17 protein-coding genes are annotated in these 17,983 nt (G+C 59.2%); 14 read left to right on the plus strand and 3 right to left on the minus strand.

All coding sequences use genetic code 11. From position 1 onward, the window contains the following. Positions 1-3 precede the first annotated feature (3 nt). Both BMX55_RS07240 and coq7 read right to left on the minus strand, forming a co-directional pair. Positions 4-1,047, minus strand: coding sequence for a type IV pilus twitching motility protein PilT (locus tag BMX55_RS07240; protein WP_091455153.1), 1,044 nt, complete (start codon positions 1,045-1,047; stop codon positions 4-6). Between the two features lie 54 nt (positions 1,048-1,101). After that, positions 1,102-1,719, minus strand: a complete 618-nt coding sequence (coq7, locus tag BMX55_RS07245) for a 2-polyprenyl-3-methyl-6-methoxy-1,4-benzoquinone monooxygenase (RefSeq protein ID WP_091455157.1) — start codon at positions 1,717-1,719, stop codon at positions 1,102-1,104. Between the two features lie 227 nt (positions 1,720-1,946). On the opposite strand from coq7, the gene BMX55_RS07250 reads away from it, so the two are divergent. From BMX55_RS07250 to BMX55_RS07265, 4 genes are all read left to right on the plus strand, one after another. Beyond that, complete coding sequence (locus tag BMX55_RS07250; RefSeq protein WP_091455161.1) at positions 1,947-2,918, plus strand: porin; 972 nt, start codon at positions 1,947-1,949, stop codon at positions 2,916-2,918. A 114-nt stretch (positions 2,919-3,032) separates the two neighbouring features. Next, positions 3,033-3,902, plus strand: coding sequence for an acyl-CoA thioesterase (locus BMX55_RS07255; RefSeq protein ID WP_091455698.1), 870 nt, complete (start codon positions 3,033-3,035; stop codon positions 3,900-3,902). A gap of 5 nt (positions 3,903-3,907) precedes the next feature. Beyond that, entirely contained in the window at positions 3,908-4,684 is a 777-nt protein-coding gene (locus BMX55_RS07260) for an enoyl-CoA hydratase (RefSeq protein ID WP_091455164.1), read from the plus strand. A gap of 139 nt (positions 4,685-4,823) precedes the next feature. Next, complete coding sequence (locus BMX55_RS07265; protein ID WP_091455165.1) at positions 4,824-5,909, plus strand: CobW family GTP-binding protein; 1,086 nt, start codon at positions 4,824-4,826, stop codon at positions 5,907-5,909. Between the two features lie 107 nt (positions 5,910-6,016). On the opposite strand, the gene BMX55_RS16685 is transcribed toward BMX55_RS07265, so the two are convergent. Continuing rightward, positions 6,017-6,292, minus strand: coding sequence for a hypothetical protein (locus tag BMX55_RS16685; RefSeq protein ID WP_245751335.1), 276 nt, complete (start codon positions 6,290-6,292; stop codon positions 6,017-6,019). Between BMX55_RS16685 and dksA the strand changes: the two genes are divergently transcribed. The 10 genes from dksA to mraY all read left to right on the plus strand — a co-directional run bounded on the left by dksA (position 6,240) and on the right by mraY (position 17,978). Beyond that, positions 6,240-6,839: an RNA polymerase-binding protein DksA gene (dksA, locus tag BMX55_RS07270; RefSeq protein ID WP_245751331.1), complete on the plus strand. Its 600-nt coding sequence runs from the start codon at positions 6,240-6,242 to the stop codon at positions 6,837-6,839. The genes BMX55_RS16685 and dksA overlap by 53 nt on opposite strands. Positions 6,840-6,892: 53 nt before the next feature. Beyond that, positions 6,893-8,674, plus strand: coding sequence for an STAS domain-containing protein (locus tag BMX55_RS07275; RefSeq protein ID WP_091455172.1), 1,782 nt, complete (start codon positions 6,893-6,895; stop codon positions 8,672-8,674). A 55-nt stretch (positions 8,675-8,729) separates the two neighbouring features. Continuing rightward, on the plus strand, positions 8,730-9,293 hold the full coding sequence (gene hslV / locus BMX55_RS07280; RefSeq protein WP_091455175.1) for an ATP-dependent protease subunit HslV: 564 nt from the start codon (positions 8,730-8,732) through the stop codon (positions 9,291-9,293). A 12-nt stretch (positions 9,294-9,305) separates the two neighbouring features. After that, a complete protein-coding gene (gene hslU / locus BMX55_RS07285; protein ID WP_091455178.1) occupies positions 9,306-10,622 on the plus strand; it encodes an ATP-dependent protease ATPase subunit HslU in 1,317 nt (438 codons plus the stop codon). A gap of 272 nt (positions 10,623-10,894) precedes the next feature. After that, complete coding sequence (gene rsmH / locus BMX55_RS07290) at positions 10,895-11,851, plus strand: 16S rRNA (cytosine(1402)-N(4))-methyltransferase RsmH (protein ID WP_091455702.1); 957 nt, start codon at positions 10,895-10,897, stop codon at positions 11,849-11,851. Next, positions 11,848-12,126, plus strand: a complete 279-nt coding sequence (gene ftsL / locus BMX55_RS07295) for a cell division protein FtsL (RefSeq protein WP_091455181.1) — start codon at positions 11,848-11,850, stop codon at positions 12,124-12,126. Before rsmH ends, ftsL begins: the two co-directional genes overlap by 4 nt. Further along, positions 12,123-13,868, plus strand: a complete 1,746-nt coding sequence (locus BMX55_RS07300; RefSeq protein WP_091455183.1) for a peptidoglycan D,D-transpeptidase FtsI family protein — start codon at positions 12,123-12,125, stop codon at positions 13,866-13,868. The genes ftsL and BMX55_RS07300 overlap by 4 nt, the downstream gene beginning before the upstream one ends. 29 nt (positions 13,869-13,897) lie before the next feature. After that, positions 13,898-15,370, plus strand: coding sequence for a UDP-N-acetylmuramoyl-L-alanyl-D-glutamate--2,6-diaminopimelate ligase (locus BMX55_RS07305; protein WP_091455187.1), 1,473 nt, complete (start codon positions 13,898-13,900; stop codon positions 15,368-15,370). 5 nt (positions 15,371-15,375) lie between these two features. Continuing rightward, positions 15,376-16,806, plus strand: a complete 1,431-nt coding sequence (locus BMX55_RS07310; RefSeq protein WP_091455704.1) for a UDP-N-acetylmuramoyl-tripeptide--D-alanyl-D-alanine ligase — start codon at positions 15,376-15,378, stop codon at positions 16,804-16,806. After that, a complete protein-coding gene (gene mraY, locus BMX55_RS07315) occupies positions 16,800-17,978 on the plus strand; it encodes a phospho-N-acetylmuramoyl-pentapeptide-transferase (protein WP_091455190.1) in 1,179 nt (392 codons plus the stop codon). The genes BMX55_RS07310 and mraY overlap by 7 nt, the downstream gene beginning before the upstream one ends. Positions 17,979-17,983: the final 5 nt, after the last annotated feature.

Raw genomic sequence — 17,983 nt, forward strand, 5'->3', positions numbered from 1 at the left:
CTATCAGCCAGGGAAGTTCTCAGGAATCTTCGCTTTGCTGCGTGCTTCAGCCGGGCTGATAATGTTGCGACGCACCAAGTCGGCCAAATTTTGGTCGAGTGTTTGCATTCCCACATTGCTGCTGGTCTGGATGGTCGAATACATCTGTGCCACCTTGGCCTCACGGATCAGGTTGCGGATGGCGCTGGTGCCAATCATAATTTCGTGGGCTGCCACGCGGCCTGAGCCGTCTTTGAGTTTGCACAGCGATTGCGAAATCACGGCCTGCAAAGACTCAGATAACATGGCCCGCACCATTTCTTTTTCTTCGGCAGGGAAGACGTCAATGATCCGGTCAATGGTTTTGGCGGCGCTGGAAGTGTGCAGCGTGCCAAATACCAAGTGCCCAGTTTCTGCCGCCGTCATGGCCAAACGGATGGTTTCCAAGTCGCGCATTTCGCCCACCAAAATGGCGTCTGGGTCTTCACGCAGGGCCGATTTGAGCGCTGCCGCAAAGGACAGCGTCATTGGCCCGACCTCGCGCTGGTTGATAAGGCACTTTTTGGACTCGTGGACAAATTCAATCGGGTCTTCTACCGTTAGGATGTGACCGTATTCGTTTTCATTCAAATAATTGACCATCCCGGCCAGCGTGGTGGATTTGCCCGAACCCGTAGGCCCTGTCACCAGTACTAAGCCACGCGGCCTGAGCGCCAAATCGGCAAAAATCTTGGGCGCATTGAGCTGCTCTAGTGTCAAGATTTTGCTAGGAATGGTACGAAACACCGCAGCTGCCCCCCGATTTTGGTTAAAGGCATTGACGCGAAAACGCGCCAATCCTTCAATCTCAAACGAGAAGTCCACCTCCAAAAACTCTTCATAGGCTTTGCGCTGGGCATCGCTCATGATGTCGTACACCATACTGTGTACGGTCTTGTGGTCAAGCGCATCGACATTGATGCGGCGCACATCGCCATGCACCCGGATCATCGGCGGCAAGCCCGCAGACAGGTGCAAATCGGAAGCCTTGTTTTTGACGCTGAATGCCAGCAACTGGGTGATGTCCACAAATCCCTCTGTCGTTTGGTTCGCTTGGCGGTCATTATGACCAGAATCGGGCGATCAGATGTAGTGCGCCGTGGTCGTCATCACCTTGGCCGCTACCTGCATCAGGGCTTTGGCGGGGGCGGGCAGTTCTAGTGCGCCAGCGGCGAGAGCATCAGCGGCGTGGCGCTCCTCATCGTCTTTCATGCGGGCGACAATGGCGCGGGAGGCTTCGTCTTCTTCGGGCAAGCGTTCTAGGTGGCTTTGCAAGTGTGCGGACACTTGGTTTTCGGTCTCGACCACAAAGCCTAGGCTGACGGCATCGCTGATTTTGGATGCCACCACGCCAATGGCAAAGGCCCCGGCGTACCACAGCGGATTGAGCAGGCTGGGCCGGTCGCCTAACTCGTCTAAGCGCTCGCGCGTCCAAGCCAGATGGTCGCCTTCTTCGCGGGCCGCCTGCCACAGGTGGGCGCGCAGTTGTTCATCGCGGGTCATGGTCGCTTGGGCGGTGTAAAGGGCTTGGGCACAGATTTCTCCCACATGGTTGACACGCATCAAGGCCCCCGACAGACGCTGCTGCGCAGGTTCCATTTCAGGCTTGGCGCAATGGCGTGCTGGGGAGGCCTCTTGGGCGCGGTGGGGTGCAAACAGGGTGCGCAGGGCGGCATCAGCAGCAGTGAGCAGGGTATCCATCAGGTTCTCCAATTAAGGGGCATGGTGCCCCGATGTTGCGGCAGTGCAACGGATTTTGCGTTTGACGCCCATTGTGGGGGAATTCCTTTGCGAAACTGGCGCGCCTCTGGTGCAATAGGAGCAACTTCCCCACCAGGAGGTTGGCCCGGGGAACCGGCGGGACTGCGCAGGCACTGCAACCGAGCCCCCCGTACCGGCGCCCTCTGTTTAACCTTGGAGTACTCGCAATGAAAAAATCCCTAATCGCTCTGTCCGTGCTGGCTGCTTCCGGCGCCGCTATGGCCCAATCTTCTGTCACCCTGTACGGCGTGGCTGATCTGAGCCTGCAAAAGTCCAATGGCATCTCCACTCAACTGAGCGGCAGCGGCATGTTGAACAACGGCAACAGCCGTATCGGCCTGCGTGGCGTGGAAGACTTGGGCGGTGGTCTGAAGGCCTCCTTCAATTTCGAACAAGGTATCAACCCTGAGTCTGGTGCCCTGACCGGTGGCGCTACTGGTGCTTGGAACCGTGCTGCCTTCTTGGATCTGTCGGGTGGTTTCGGTCGCGTACGTCTGGGTCGTGACTTGACACCTAGCTATATGGGTCTGGCTGCTTGGGAACTGACTGGCGCTGCCAACTACTCTGCCGTGGCTAACCAATTCGGCTTCGTGGCCGCTGGTGCCCGTAACGACAGCCAAATCGCTTACACCACCCCCAACTTCGGTGGCGTGACTGCCAGCTTGGCCGTGGTTCTGAAGCCCGATACCCCCGATGCAGTGGGTGACAACGCTAAGTACGACTTGAACGTCATCTACGCAAACGGCCCCATCGCTGCTGCTCTGTCCTACAACAAGGTGCAAGAGCACAAGGCCAATATGGCTCTGGGCGGTTCGTATGATCTGGGCGTTGCCAAGATCGCTGCTTCCTACCAAGACGGTTACAAGGGTGGCGTAGCTCCCTCCAACACCACTGCTATGAAGCAACGTGGTTTCACCCTCGGCGCTACTGTGCCCGTTGGTGCTTTCTCTGTGACTCTGGACATCGCTCGTGATACCAAGGCCAAAGACACCGACGTGTTGGTCGAAGGCAAGTACGCCCTGTCTAAGCGCACCTTTGCTTACGCTGCTTACTACAATGACGGCAAGCAAGACGGCGCTGCTGTCTACAAGACCGGTGCTAAGAACCACCTGGGCCTGGGCATTCGCCACAACTTCTAATCACCCGCTGGCTTAAGCCAGTCGTGATTGAGACAAAAAGCCACCAGCCTACCGGTTGGTGGCTTTTGCTTTTTCGGCGGATACTTACTGCCTGTGTCTTTTCAGGAGTTTGTTTTGAAAAAAACTACCGTATCCGCAGTGCATCCTTTAGATCAGGCGCTGACCCTGACCCCAGTGGCTAACACCGCCCATGAGCATGGCCGCGAGGCTGCGCGCCACTGGCAAGGCCAAACCCATCACGATTACATGAACATGGTGGGGCCGTTTGGTGGCCTCATCGCCGCCCAAGCCATGAATGCCGTGCTCCAGCACCCTGAGTTGCTGGGCGAACCCATATCGTTTACCGCCAATTTTGCCGCTGCGCTACAAGAGGGCAGCTTTCGTGCCGAGGCCCGGCCCGTGCGTACCAACCGTTCTACCCAGCACTGGCAAATCACCCTCTCACAAACCAACAGCGAGGGTGTGGATTCGGTGGTGCTGACGGCCACCGCTGTTACTGCCAAGCGTCGCCAGACTTGGAGTGCGGTAGATGCTGTGATGCCCGATGTGCCGCCACCGGCTACGGTGGCGCGGGCCACGCAGCCCAAGCCGGTGGCTTGGGTGCGCCGCTACGATATGCGCCCTTGCGCCGGTGAGGTGCCCACGGAGTGGAACGGCACCGAGGCTGACAGCCTAACCCAGCTCTGGATGCGCGACGACCCACCGCGCCCGCTCGATTTTTGTAGCCTGACGGCGCTGGCCGATGTGTTTTATCCACGGGTGTGGCGTCGCCGCGCCTTCATGACGCCAGTGGGCACGGTATCAATGACGGTGTACTTTCATGCCAGTGCGGCTGAACTGGCTGCCACTGGCACCGATTACCTGCTGGGGCAGGCGCGGGCGCAATCGTTTTTTAATGGCTTTTTTGACCAAAGCGCTGAGCTGTGGAACGAGTCCGGCCATCTGCTGGCCACTACGCACCAGATTGTTTACTTCAAAGAATGAACCCGATGAGTACCTCCAATACCGATATCTTGGTGCATACCGAAGCTGGCATCAGCACCATCACCTTTAATCGGGTGGGAAAAAAGAATTCCATCACCAGCAGTATGTACGCCACGCTGGCCGATTTATTCGAGGCGGCCGCCACCGATGCGGCCGTGCGCGTGGTGGTGTTGCAGGGCGATGTAGCCGTGTTCAGTGCTGGCAATGATATTGCCGACTTTTTGCAAAATCCACCCGAGACGCTGGATGCGCCGGTGTTTCGCTTGATGCGGGCCGTGGCTGCCTTTCCTAAGCCCTTGCTGGCCGCCGTGTGCGGCCCCGCCGTGGGTATTGGCACCACGCTGTTGTTCCATTGCGATCTGGTCTATGCGGGCGACAATGCCGCGTTTTCCATGCCTTTTGTCAATCTGGGCTTGTGCCCTGAGGCAGCATCGAGCTTGTTGGTGCCGCAGATGTTGGGCTACCACCGCGCCGCTGAAGCCCTGTTGTTGGGTGAGCCGTTTTTTGCCGAGGCGGCGCTGGAGGTGGGCTTGGTCAACCGCATACTGCCGCCCACCGAATGCAACGCGGTAGCGCAAGCGCAGGCGCGCAAACTGGCAGCCAAGCCACTAGCGGCGCTGATCGAGACCAAGCGCCTGCTCAAGCTGGGCCAAGCCCCCGCCGTGCTAGAGCGCATCGAGCAAGAGGGCGCGCGCTTTATCCGTATGCTGGCCGAGCCAGCGGCCCGCGAAGCCTTCAGTGCCTTTGTGGAGAAGCGGCGGCCAGACTTTCAGCAGCTTTGAAATTAGCGCCAGCCAGAGTGCTTGACATGCTCGGTACACTCTAAAAAACCTTGGTTGGTTCCTGCAAGCACCACGCCCGTTGGCGGGCGTGGGTGTTGCTTTCAGGTATTTGTATTTCCCCATCGAAAGTGCTGCTTCCATGTCTCTCATTCCTGTCACTATCCTCACTGGCTTTCTGGGTTCAGGTAAAACCACGCTGCTCAAGCGCATTCTGAGCGAGGCCCACGGCCAGAAAATTGCCGTGATTGAAAACGAGTTTGGCGAAGAAAACATCGACAACGATATTTTGGTCACGGATGCCAAAGAGCACATCATTCAGATGAGCAATGGCTGTATTTGCTGCACCATCCGCGAAGATCTGCGCGAAACGCTGCAACTGCTGGCTGCCAAAAAGCGCAAGGGCTCGCTCGATTTTGAGCGTGTGGTGATCGAAACCACCGGCTTGGCCGACCCCGGCCCGGTGGCGCAAACCTTCTTCATGGATGAAGAAATTGCCGAAACCTACCTGATCGACTCCATCATCACTTTGGTGGATGCCAAGCACGCCGCCCAGCAACTCAATGACCGCCAAGAAGCGCGCCGCCAAGTAGGCTTTGCCGACCAAATCTTTTTGTCCAAAACCGATTTGGTCACTAGCGAAGAGGTAGATGCCCTGACGCACCGTCTCAAGCACATGAACCCACGTGCCCCGATCAAAGCGGTGCATTTTGGCGAGGTATCCCTGAAAGAGGTGCTGGACTTGCGCGGCTTTAACCTCAATACCAAGCTCGATATTGACCCAGATTTTCTCAAAGAGGAACCAGCGCAACACGAGCATGACCACGACCATAGCCACTGCGGCCATGACCATGCGCACGACCACGGCGAGCACTGCCACCATCCATCGCACCAGCACAGCCACGGTCACCACCATCACCACGACGATGACGTCAAGAGCTTTGTTTACCGCTCTCCGCGCCCCTTTGACCCGGCCAAGCTCGAAGATTTCTTGGGCGCTATCGTCAACATTTATGGCCCGCGCATGTTGCGCTACAAAGGTGTACTGTACATGGTGGGTACGGAGCGCAAGGTGATTTTTCAGGGCGTACACCAGCTCATGGGTAGCGATCTGGGGCCTGCTTGGGCACCGGGCGAGGAGCGCAGCAGCAAGATGGTGTTCATCGGCATCGACCTGCCCCAAGACATTTTGTTGCAAGGGCTCGAGCAGTGCTTGGGCAGTGTTTAGCCTGAACGCTATTGCCACCGTGTATGCTTCATACTGTGGCTATGGCACCACGCTGCGCGCTGGGGCGGTGCCAGCCGATACAATCGCGCCCCGGTAAACACATGGGCTTATTGCCCCAGTGCCTCCTGGCGCGCCGCTGGCGTCGCCACAGGCGCGCCGTACTGTGAGGAGACAGCAAACATGACAGCCGACACCAGCAAATCCAAGGCCCCTGCGGCCACCACTGCTGCCGCTAAGGCACCAGCAAAGTCTGCTGCCAAAACGTCCGCCAAGGCCAGCAGCCCTGTGGCGGTGGCCGCCGCCGCCCCCGCCGGGGCAAGCCAAGAGCCTGTGCGCAGTACCCGGCCTTCCTCGCGTCTGGCCTCATTGACGGTTCCGTCCATGGCCCAAACCGTGGCCTCCACTGCTGCCAAAGCCAGCTATACCAACACCATGCCCTCTACTATGCAAGTGTCGCCGCTCGCCGGCTCTATCAAGAAAGACGCCAAACTGGCCAACAATTGGAAAATCAAGCCTCTGCCAGAGCTGACCGATGCTGACGTGCTGGCCATGCCCGACAGCGAGTACATGAACGATGTGCAGATGGCTTTTTTCCGCCTCAAGCTGGTCAACCTCAAGAACGACATGCACACCAATGCCGGTGAGACCACCGAGCACCTGCGTGAAGACACTGTGGTGGTGCCCGATCCCGCTGACCGTGCCACCATTGAGGAAGAGCACGCCCTAGAGTTACGCACTCGCGACCGCGAACGCAAACTGCTGAAAAAGATTGAGCAATCCATTGGCCGCATTGATGCGGGCGACTACGGTTATTGCGATGAAACCGGCGAGCCTATCGGTGTCGGGCGCCTATTGGCGCGGCCCACGGCCACGTTGTCCTTAGAAGCACAGCAACGCCGCGAACTCAAGCAAAAAATGTTTGGCGATTGATATGCGCACCAGCACTGCTTGATGTGCTTTAGCATCCTCCGGTCTATATTGCCATGAGCAAAGAAGAATCTCCCCCTGGTGGTCTGCTGTCCAAGGTGGTGCGCTTTGTGCGCAACCCCACCGCGAACTGGACGGACCTCGATGCCATTGAGACCGACCGTGAGAGCCAGTACAGCAAGCAGATGCTCAAGGAGATGCTCGAACGCAAGCGGCGCAACGATTTTGTGCGCAAGCGCGAGTTTGACTACCTGCGCAAGCTACGCCAGCGCGATGCGTTGGCTGGGCACCGGGTAGAAGACCCGGCGGTGCGCCCCTCGTTCTTTCAAAGCAGCCTGACTTTGCCTGACGACCGGGCTGGCACCATCAAAAAAATCGACGAAATCGAAGCCCAGATGTCGATGCAGTGGTGGAAAGGCAAACCGGCCACCCCTGAGGCTGGTTTTGCTGCCCAGCTTCCGGTCTCGCCACTGGCAAGGGCAGGCGTGCAGCCACCGGCACCGCCAGAGTCTCGGCCACACTTGGGCGCATTGCCTGGCTTGCTGGCCGATTCGGTGCCTGCGGGCAATACCAGTGCTACGCCCTTGAGTGTGTCGTTCGCCTCGACGGTACCTGTGTCTTTGCACGGTAATCTTGACCCCCAAGCTGCGGCTGAACCCCTCTTTGCCCATGACAGCATGCTCATCGCCAATTTTGGTGGTGTGGCGGCGCAGTGGTTGTCTTCGCCCCCGGATGCCCCGCTGGAGTTCTCGCCCTTGCCTGCGGCGGCACCTGTTCCCTTGGAGCCTTTCGTGCACGATCCCGACCTGGAAGAAGCCGCCATTTTGTTTGCCAATGCCGACTATGCCGGTGCCGGGGCTTGTCTGCTGGACGCGTTGGCCCAGCATCCCACCGAGGCCACGCCCGCGTTGCAAGAAATCTGGATGACCCTGTTTGACCTGTACCGGGCCACTGGCAACCAAGAAGCATTTGACAAACTGGCTATTGATTTTGCTGCGCAATTTGGCCGCTCGGCACCGTTGTGGTTTTCTATGCCTGAACAGTTGGGCTTGGCCACAGCAGCCCAAAACAGTGCCGCCGCCCCAGTGCGCCGTGATTTCAACTGGAATGCGCCGTCCAGCATGACATTGCAATCGGTAGCGGCGCTGCAAGCCTCGTTGGGGCGCACTAGCCCGCCTTGGACGATGGTTTGGAGCCGCTTGGCCTCCATTGATGAGGCTGCCCTGCCCGCCCTTACCCAAGAGTTCAACCGCTGGGGTGACCAAAAAGCCCAACTGGTGTTTGTGGGGGCCGAGCGTTTGCAGGCGCTGTTGCAGGCGCACACCCAGTCCGGCGATCGCAGCAACAACCCCGAATGGTGGCGCTTGCGCATGGCGGCGCTGCGTTTTATGGCGCAGCCCGAAGAGTTTGAGCTGGTAGCGCTCGATTATTGCGTCACCTACGAGGTCTCGCCGCCCTCTTGGATCGATCCGCGTTGTACCTATGTCGATGCGGCCCAAGGCGATACGGCCAGCCATGACCTGCTGGCCCCCAGTACGCCCGCCGAGGGGGCGCAAGCGGCTGCGCCAGTGGGTTTGGCTGGCCATATCGAGAGCGATGCCACCGAAGTCCTACAGACGCTGGAAGTATTGGCCCACCCCGGTGAGCCTTTGGTGGTGCCCTGTGACCGGCTGATCCGCGTCGATTTTTCTGCGGCAGGCTCCATCTTGAACTGGGCGGCAGAACAGCAGGCGCAAAAGCGCGAAGTACATTTCAAGAACCTGCACCGGCTGGTGGCGGTGTTGTTCAATGTGGTTGGCATCAATGACCACGCTTGGATTATTCCGCGCAAAAATTGACGCTGGCCGCAGCGGCTGGCTTGTAAATCGGGCCTTTGCTCCCAATTAGGGTTTTATGCAATCGAACAGCGAACAGGCCGTGTTTCACGGCACTACTATTTTGAGCGTACGCCGCCAAACCCCCGATGGGGTGCAGGTGGCTATTGGTGGCGATGGTCAAGTCACTTTGGGCCATATCGTGGTCAAAGGCACGGCGCGCAAAGTGCGCAAGCTCTACCACGGCAAGGTGCTGGCCGGTTTTGCCGGTGCCACTGCCGATGCTTTTACTTTGTTTGAGCGCTTTGAAGCCAAACTCGAAAAGCACCAAGGCCACCTGACCCGTGCCGCCATTGAGCTGACCAAAGACTGGCGCACCGACCGCGTGCTGCGCCGCCTAGAAGCCATGCTGGCCGTGGCCGACCACAGTGCCAGCCTCATCATCACCGGCAATGGCGATGTTTTGGAGCCTGAGCAGGGCATTGTGGCGATTGGCAGTGGTGGCGCTTATGCCCATTCTGCTGCCAAAGCGCTGCTCAACAACACCGATTTGCCCCCGGCTGAGATCATCAAAAAGTCGCTGGAAATTGCGGGCGAGCTGTGCATTTATACCAATATGCACCACACCATTGAGACGCTCTAAAAAGGTTTGCCCATGTCTTCTATGACTCCCCAAGACATTGTTACTGCGCTCGATCAGCACATCATTGGTCAGCCTGCCGCCAAGCGGGCCGTAGCCATTGCTTTGCGCAACCGCTGGCGTCGCCAGCAGGTGGCCGAGCCGCTGCGCCATGAAATCACGCCCAAAAATATTTTGATGATTGGCCCCACGGGTGTGGGCAAGACCGAGATCGCCCGGCGCTTGGCCCGTTTGGCCGATGCGCCCTTTATCAAGGTAGAAGCCACTAAGTTCACCGAGGTGGGCTATGTGGGCAAAGATGTCGATGCCATCATCCGCGATTTGGCCGAGATTGCCGTCAAGCAAGAGCGCCAAGCGCAAGTGCAAAAATTGCGTGAACGCGCCGAAGACGCTGCCGAAGAGCGTATTTTGGATGTGTTGCTGCCATCGGCACGCACCGGCGAGCCACCCGCCGACAGCACGGCGCGCCAAGTGTTTCGTAAAAAACTGCGCGAAGGCCAGTTGGACGACAAAGAAATCGACATTGATCTGGCCGATGCCCGCCCCCAAGTCGAAATCATGGGGCCACAGGGCATGGAAGAGATGGCCGAGCAGTTGCGCAGCGTGTTTAGCCAAATGGGCCAAGACAAGCGGCGCACGCGCAAGCTCAAAATTGCCGAGGCCCGCAAGCTGCTGATCGATGAAGAAGCGGGCAAGCTGGTCAATGAAGAAGAAATCAAAACCCGCGCCCTGCACAACGCCGAGCAAAACGGCATTGTGTTTATTGACGAAATTGACAAGGTAGCGGCGCGCCAAGAAACCAGCGGTGCCGATGTGTCACGCCAAGGCGTGCAGCGCGATTTGCTGCCGCTGGTAGAGGGCACCACCGTCTCCACCAAATATGGCATGGTCAAAACCGACCACATTTTGTTTGTGGCTTCGGGGGCCTTTCACCTGAGCAAGCCCAGTGACCTGATTCCAGAGTTGCAGGGGCGCTTTCCGATCCGCGTCGAGTTGGATTCGCTCTCGGTGCAAGATTTTGAGGGCATCCTGAACCAAACCAACGCCTCACTGGTAAAACAATACCAAGCGCTGTTGGCCACTGAGGGCGTGCAGCTTGAATTTACCCCTGAGGGCATCACCCGCTTGGCGCGCATTGCCTTTGAAGTGAACGAGCGTACCGAGAACATTGGTGCCCGGCGTTTGTCTACCGTGATGGAGCGCCTACTCGATGAGGTCAGCTTTGATGCCACCCAGCGCAGCGGCCAAACCGTGTTGGTTGATGCGGCTTATGTGGATGAGCGCTTAAAAGCTTTGAGCCAAGACGAAGACCTGTCCCGTTACATTTTGTAACGCCAAAGACCTCTGGATAGCTGCCCCCAAACTTGCTAAATTGGGGTATGGCCTTGGGGGGGAATGCCAATTCCTGCTACAGTGCAAATAGTTTGCGCTATGGCAGGAAAAAGCGCATTTTTCCCCGGTTTTTCGGGGCAAGTCAACGAAAAAATAGCTGGGGTGTCTGTGTTTCAAGGGCGTTGTTCGCGGGGTCGGGGTGCGAAGGGGCGGCTGTGGCTGTGCGTCCCTACAGGATGGGCACGCTTGGGCGCTCACTATGGGAGGCAGCCATGACGCTCGCTTCCCCAGTGTTGCAACACACCACGGTGCTGCTAGACGAGGCCGTGGCGGCTTTGTTGGGCAATACCGCCGCTGTGCCCCCAGACAGCCTCTGGATTGATGCCACCTTTGGCCGGGGCGGGCACTCTAGGCATATTTTGTCGCGATTACCGCCCGTCGGGCGCTTGCTGGCGTTCGACAAAGACCCCGAAGCCATCTCCGAAGCAGCGCGCATCCACGATGCGCGTTTTTCGATTCGCCATGAGGGGTTTTGTCACTTGGCCGATCTGCCTGCGGGCAGCGTGGCCGGGGTGCTGATGGACTTGGGCATCAGCTCGCCGCAGATTGACAGCCCAGAGCGCGGCTTTAGTTTTCGCTTTGATGGGCCGCTGGACATGCGCATGGACACCACGCGCGGCCAAAGTGTGGCCGACTGGCTGGCCCAAGCAGATGCGGGCCAAATTGCCCAAGTAGTGCGCGACTATGGCGAAGAGCGCTTTGCGGGCCCGATTGGTCGGGCGATTGTGGCGCGGCGTCAAGAGCGTGGCCCACTGCAAACCACGGCAGAACTGGCCGATTTGGTAGCCAGCGTGGTCAAAACCCGCGAAGGCGGCCAACACCCGGCTACCCGCACTTTTCAGGCGCTGCGCATTTTTATCAATGCCGAGCTAGACGAATTAGAGCAAGCCTTGCAGGCTAGCCTGAACGTGTTGCAGCCGGGCGGGCGCTTGGTGGTGATTAGCTTTCACTCGCTAGAAGATCGCATCGTCAAGCAGTTTATTGCCCAACATGCCAAAGAGGTTTATGACCGGCGTATGCCTTTTGCCCCGCCCCAAGCCATGCGCTTGCAGGCGCTCGAGCGCATCAAGCCCTCTGCGGCTGAAGTGGCGGCCAATCCGCGTGCGCGCAGTGCCGTGATGCGTGTGGCCCAGCGCACCGAGGTGACAGCAGGAGATGCGCGGGCATGATGCGCTTGAATTTGGTGTTGTTGGTGCTGGTCATCCTCAGCGCCATGCAGGTGGTGCGCACGCAGTATGAGTCGCGGGTGCTGTACACAGCGCTTGACCGTGCTGTGGCTGAGGCGCGGCGGCTAGAAACTGAACATGAGCGCTTGCAGGTAGAAAAGCGCGCCCAAGCCACCCCGTCGCGGGTAGAAACCATGGCCCGCGACCAATTGCACATGCACACCGCTACACCCCCCATCACGCAGTATGTGGCGTTACCAGCTAAGGGGCAGCCATGAGCCGCAGTGTGCTCTATACCTCCAGCCCGCTGCTGGCCAGTAAGACGCCCGCTTGGCGCAGTCACTTCATTGTGGGCATGATTGCGTTGGGCTTTGTGGGGTTGGGTGCGCGGGCCGCCTATGTGCAGGTACTAGACAACGATTTTTTCTTGCGCCAAGGCGAGGTGCGCTTTGCCCGTACGCTGGAGTTGCCTGCCAACCGGGGCAAAATTTTGGATCGCAATGGCCTGATTTTGGCCTCTAGTGTGCCGGCGGCCAGTATTTGGGCCATTCCAGAAGACGTAGAGCTTGATAACCCTGAAGTGCGGGCCAAGCTGCCAGCTTTGGCCAAGCTGCTGGAGATGCCGCTGCCTGAATTGCAGGCCAAGCTGGCCGATGAAGACAAAACCTTTGTGTGGATCAAGCGCCAGCTCGATTGGGATATCGGGCAAAAAATTGCCGCCTTAGACATCAAGGGCGTGTACCAACGCAAAGAATACAAGCGCCAATACCCTGAGGGTGAATCTGCCGCGCACGTCGTAGGCTTTACCAACGTCGAGGACAAAGGCCAAGAGGGCATGGAGCTGGCCTTTGACAAGTTGCTGTCAGGAAAGGCCGGTTCGCGCCGTGTGATTAAAGACCGGCTGGGTCGGGTGGTCGATGGCTTGGGCGAAGAGATTCCGCCGCAAGATGGCCGCGATATGCAGTTGTCCATTGACAGCAAGGTGCAGTTCTTTGCCTACCAAAAGCTGCGTGACCAAGTAGAAGCGCACAAGGCTAAGGCGGGCAGTGTGGTGGTACTCGACGCCAACACCGGCGAGGTGCTGGCGCTGGCTAACTACCCCAGTTATGTGCCAGACAAGCGTAAAAACCTCACTGGCGAACAATTGCGCAACCGCGCCATTACCGATACCTTTGAGCCGGGCTCGACCATGAAGCCCTTTACCATCGGCATTGCACTAGAGACCAAGCGCGTGCGTCCCGAAACGGTGATCGATACCAACCCAGGGCGCATCACTATCACTGGTTCCACCATTTCAGATACGCACAACTACGGCGCATTAACGGTCGAGGGCGTGATCCAAAAATCGAGCAACGTGGGCACCACCAAGCTGGCGATGCAGATGCCCGCTAAAGAGATGTGGGAAACCTTCTCGGCAGCCGGTTTTGGTCAAAAGCCCCAAATTGCGTTTCCGGGGGCCGTTAGTGGGCGCTTGCGGCCGTACAAAACATGGCGTCCGGTGGAGCAGGCCACCATGTCGTATGGCTATGGCCTCTCGGCCAGCCTGTTCCAGATGGCACGTTCGTACACCGTGTTTGCCCACGATGGCCGCATCATTCCGGCCACCATGCTCAAGAGCAGCGAGCCTGCGGTGGGCGTGCCGGTGTTTTCACCCAAAACGGCCAGCCAGATTCGCAAGATGCTGCAAATGGCCGCTGGCCCCGGTGGCACCGGCCAGCGCGCACAAACCCAAGGGTATTCGGTGGGTGGTAAGTCGGGCACGGCGCGCAAGCAAATTGGCAAGAGTTATGCCGCTGGCAAGTACCGTGCTTGGTTTACCGGCATGGCCCCTATCGACAAGCCGCGCATCATCATTGCCGTCATGGTCGATGAGCCGAGCAACGGCCAAGTCTATGGCGGCTTGGTGGCAGCCCCGGTATTCAGTGAGGTGGCACAGCAAACTTTGCGCATGATGGGTGTGCAGCCCGATATTGACGTCAAGCCGCAGATTGTGGCCAACCCAGTAGAGGAGTCTCTGTGATCGTTCATCTCGCTTCGCCTCAGGAGGCCATGCACTGGCTGCGCGCCCGCGTCACCGGAACTTTGCACACCGACAGCCGCCAAGTGCAGCCCGGTGATGGCTTCATCGCTTGGCCCGGAGCCAGCAGCGATGGCCGTGCCCATGTGCGCGATGCCCGCGCCCGTGGGGCGGTGGCTTGTTTGGTAGAGCTGACCGGGGTAGAGCCCTTTGCCCTAGAGGGCGAAGATGTAGCCACTTATGCTGGCCTGAAAATGGCTACCGGTTTGATCGCTGCCGATTGGTTTGCAGCCCCTAGCAAGGCGCTGGATGTGGTGGCTTTTACGGGCACCAATGGCAAGACCAGTAGCGCTTGGTGGTTGGCCAATGCCCTGAGCGGGTTGGTGCGTGAGCCGGAACACGATACGCCCATTCCTTGCGCCCTCGTGGGCACTTTGGGCATGGGTATTTTGCCGCGCCTGACCATGACCGGCCTGACCACCCCTGACCCGCTGCGCCTGCAACGCGCATTGCGCCAGTTTGTGGATGCTGGTGTGCGTAGCTGTGCCATTGAGGCCTCGTCCATCGGGCTGGCCGAGCACCGCCTTGAAGGCACCCGCATCCGCGTGGGCGTGTTTACCAACTTCACCCAAGACCATCTGGATTACCACGGCACTATGGAAGCCTACTGGCAGGCCAAGGTGGCGCTGTTTGACTGGTTGGGCATGGAAGCGGCGATCATCAACATTGATGACCCGCATGGAATGCAGCTCCATGCCTCGCTGGAAGGGCGTGGGCTGGACTTGTGGAGCGTGTCCATGCACCAAGAGGCCCGTTTGCAGGCACAAGACTTGGACTTGGGCGGCGATGGTCTGCGCTTTGTGGTGGTAGAAGGGCAAGAGCAGTACCTGCTGCAAACAGCACTGATTGGTGACTACAACGTTTCTAATTTGCTGGGGGTGATTGCTGCACTGCGCACCTTGGGTATCCCGTTACAAGCGGCGGTACAGGCGTGCGAGCACTTGGAGCCGGTGCCGGGCCGGATGCAGCGCATTGCGGCCCCCGGTGTGCCCTTGGTGGCCGTGGACTATGCCCATACCCCCGATGCGCTGGCCCAAGCCTTGCGCGCATTGCGCCCTGTGGCCGCTGCCCGTGGCGGCCAGCTGTGGTGCATTTTTGGCTGTGGTGGTGAGCGTGATAGCAGCAAGCGCCCGCTGATGGGTGCTGCGGCCCAGCAAGGGGCCGATTGGATAGTAGTGACCAGCGACAACCCGCGCAGCGAGCCGCCTGAGCACATCATCCACCAAATTTTGCAGGGCACGATTGCGGGCACCACCTTACTGGTCGAGCCAGACCGGGCCGCTGCCATCTCCGAGGTGCTGGCCGAAGCCGATGCAGCTGATGTGGTGTTGATTGCCGGTAAAGGCCACGAAGATTACCAAGAGACCGCAGACGGGCGTCGGCCCTTTTCCGACATGGCCCAAGCCCAAGCGGCCTTGCAACGTCGGGGAGGCGGTGCTTTATGAACAGCATGATGAAACTCGCCCAAGCACAGGGCTGGATAGGCTCGTGGCAGCCGCAGGCCAAGCTGGTGGGGGATGGTACGGTGGCGGTAGCCCGCGTGCATACCGATAGCCGTACTTTGCAGCCGGGCGATTTGTTTGTTGCCCTCAAGGGTGAGCGCTTTGATGCCCACGATTTTCTGGCCCAAGCCCGTGCTGTGGGGGCGGTAGCAGCCATTGCCCACGCTGGCTTGGCAGAGGTGGGCCTGCCCGGCATTGAGGTGCCCGACACCCTTGTTGCCTTGGGTGCCTTGGCTGCCGGTTGGCGCAGCCAGTTTGCCCTGCCACTGATTGCGGTGACGGGCAGCAATGGCAAAACCACCGTGACGCAGATGGTCGCCTCCATCTTGCGCGCCCATGCGGGCGAGGCCGCGTTTTTTACCCAAGGCAACCTGAATAATGCCATTGGCGTGCCACAAACGCTGCTCCGCCTCACGCCTGCCCACCGCGTTGGTGTGGTGGAGTTGGGCATGAACCACCCCGGCGAGATCGCCGAGCTGGCCCGCATCGCCCAGCCCACGGTGGCGCTGGTGAATAACGCGCAGCGTGAGCACCTCGAATTTATGGGCACGGTGCAAGCCGTGGCTGAAGAAAACGGCTCCGTGCTCACGGCGCTGCCTGCCGATGGCGTAGCGGTGTTTCCCGCTGATGAACCCCATACCCCGCTTTGGCAAGGTCTGGCTGGGGCGCGCCGCTGCCTGACCTTTGGCGGCACAGGTGCGGATGTGCAGGTGCTGGCTGCCGACTGGCACGCTGGTGCTTGGCAAGTACAGATCACCACCCCGCAAGGGCCGTTGGCTTGTGCCTTGCATATTGCGGGCCGCCACAATGTGCGCAACGCGCTGGCCGCTACTGCCTGTGCGCTGGCAGCTGGGGTGCCGCTGGCGGCGATTGCGCAGGGCCTAGAGGATTTTGCGCCGGTCAAGGGGCGCTCACGCGCTTTGGACGTGGTGCTGGCTGGGCGCAACGTTACCGTGGTGGACGACACCTACAACGCCAACCCCGACTCGGTGCGCGCCGCCATTGACGTACTGGCCGATTTGCCCGGCCCGCGCCTGCTGGTGCTGGGCGATATGGGCGAGGTGGGCGACGAGGGGCCGCAGTTCCATACCGAAGCGGGGCAACACGCCCGCGCCAGTGGCATAGCGCAACTGCTGGCGCTGGGGACACAAACCAAGCACGCTGTGGCCGCCTTTGGCCCCGGCGCGCAGCATTTTGACAACATGGCGCAACTGCAAGCCGCAGTGCGCGCAGCCCTGCCCACGGTGGGCAGTGTGCTGATTAAGGGATCACGCTTCATGAAGATGGAACAGGTGCTGGAGGTGCTACCAGCGCCCGCACAAACACAAACCGTAGCCACGACTATCCAAGCACCAGCCACCATGGGGGTTGCATGCTGATTTGGTTAGCGCAGTGGTTGCAGGGCTTGTCGCCCGATTTTGGGTTTTTCCGGGTTTTTCAGTATTTGACGTTTCGCGCCGTGATGGCGGCCTTGACGGCGCTGCTCATCGGCTTGGTGGCCGGGCCAGCGGTGATTCGCCGCCTTACTTCTTTAAAGATCGGCCAGCCCATCCGCACCAACGGCATGGAAACCCACCATGTCAAGAGCGGCACGCCCACGATGGGCGGTGTGTTGATTTTGATGTCGATTGCCGTCTCTACTTTGTTGTGGTTTGACTGGGCCAATCGCTTCGTTTGGATTGTGCTCATCGTCACTCTGGGCTTTGGAGCCATCGGCTGGGCCGATGATTGGCGCAAGGTAGTGAACAAAGACCCTGAGGGCATGCCCTCGCGTGAGAAATACATGTGGCAGTCCATCATTGGGCTGCTGGCGGCGTTGTATTTGGTGTTCAGCATTTCTGAGAGCAACAACTACAAGGTACTGGAGTTGTTCATGTCGTGGGTGCGCTCAGGCTTTGATGTCAATTTGCCCGCGCAGGCCGGGCTGCTGTTGCCCTTCTTTAAAGAAGTGAGTTACCCGCTGGGCGTGCTGGGCTTTGTCATCATGACCTATCTGGTGATTGTCGGGGCTAGCAATGCCGTCAATCTCACTGATGGCCTCGATGGCTTGGCGATCATGCCGGTGGTCATGGTGGGGTCGGCGCTGGGGGTGTTTGCCTATGTCACTGGCAATGTGTTTTACGCCAAGTACCTGTTTTTGCCGCATATTCCGGGGTCGGGCGAGCTGCTGATTTTCTGCGCTGCGATGGCTGGGGCGGGGCTGGCATTTTTGTGGTTCAACACGCATCCGGCGCAAGTGTTTATGGGCGATGTGGGGGCGCTGGCGCTGGGCGGCGCGCTGGGCACGATTGCCGTCATCGTGCGCCAAGAGATCGTGCTGGCCATCATGGGCGGCATTTTTGTGGTCGAGGCGCTGTCGGTGATGGCGCAGGTGACTTGGTTCAAGTTCACCAAAAAGCGTTACGGCGAAGGCCGCCGCCTGCTAAAAATGGCCCCACTGCACCACCACTTTGAAAAGAGCGGCTGGAAAGAGACCCAAGTGGTGGTGCGCTTTTGGATCATCACCATGCTGTTGTGCTTGGTCGGCCTGTCCACCCTGAAACTGCGGTAAACGCC

The organism is Giesbergeria anulus (genome assembly GCF_900111115.1).
GTDB classification, from domain to species: Bacteria; Pseudomonadota; Gammaproteobacteria; order Burkholderiales; family Burkholderiaceae_C; genus Simplicispira; species Simplicispira anulus.

Excerpts from the sequence above, each read along its gene's own strand:
- coq7 (WP_091455157.1), bottom strand. The coding sequence starts at position 1,719 with ATGGATACCCTGCTCACTGCTGCTGATGCCGCCCTGCGCACCCTGTTT.
- BMX55_RS07250 (WP_091455161.1), top strand. The coding sequence starts at position 1,947 with ATGAAAAAATCCCTAATCGCTCTGTCCGTGCTGGCTGCTTCCGGCGCC.
- BMX55_RS07260 (WP_091455164.1), top strand. The coding sequence starts at position 3,908 with ATGAGTACCTCCAATACCGATATCTTGGTGCATACCGAAGCTGGCATC.
- BMX55_RS07265 (WP_091455165.1), top strand. The coding sequence starts at position 4,824 with ATGTCTCTCATTCCTGTCACTATCCTCACTGGCTTTCTGGGTTCAGGT.
- BMX55_RS16685 (WP_245751335.1), bottom strand. The coding sequence starts at position 6,292 with ATGGACGGAACCGTCAATGAGGCCAGACGCGAGGAAGGCCGGGTACTG.
- BMX55_RS07275 (WP_091455172.1), top strand. The coding sequence starts at position 6,893 with ATGAGCAAAGAAGAATCTCCCCCTGGTGGTCTGCTGTCCAAGGTGGTG.
- hslV (WP_091455175.1), top strand. The coding sequence starts at position 8,730 with ATGCAATCGAACAGCGAACAGGCCGTGTTTCACGGCACTACTATTTTG.
- hslU (WP_091455178.1), top strand. The coding sequence starts at position 9,306 with ATGTCTTCTATGACTCCCCAAGACATTGTTACTGCGCTCGATCAGCAC.
- rsmH (WP_091455702.1), top strand. The coding sequence starts at position 10,895 with ATGACGCTCGCTTCCCCAGTGTTGCAACACACCACGGTGCTGCTAGAC.
- ftsL (WP_091455181.1), top strand. The coding sequence starts at position 11,848 with ATGATGCGCTTGAATTTGGTGTTGTTGGTGCTGGTCATCCTCAGCGCC.
- BMX55_RS07300 (WP_091455183.1), top strand. The coding sequence starts at position 12,123 with ATGAGCCGCAGTGTGCTCTATACCTCCAGCCCGCTGCTGGCCAGTAAG.
- BMX55_RS07305 (WP_091455187.1), top strand. The coding sequence starts at position 13,898 with ATGCACTGGCTGCGCGCCCGCGTCACCGGAACTTTGCACACCGACAGC.
- BMX55_RS07310 (WP_091455704.1), top strand. The coding sequence starts at position 15,376 with ATGATGAAACTCGCCCAAGCACAGGGCTGGATAGGCTCGTGGCAGCCG.
- mraY (WP_091455190.1), top strand. The coding sequence starts at position 16,800 with ATGCTGATTTGGTTAGCGCAGTGGTTGCAGGGCTTGTCGCCCGATTTT.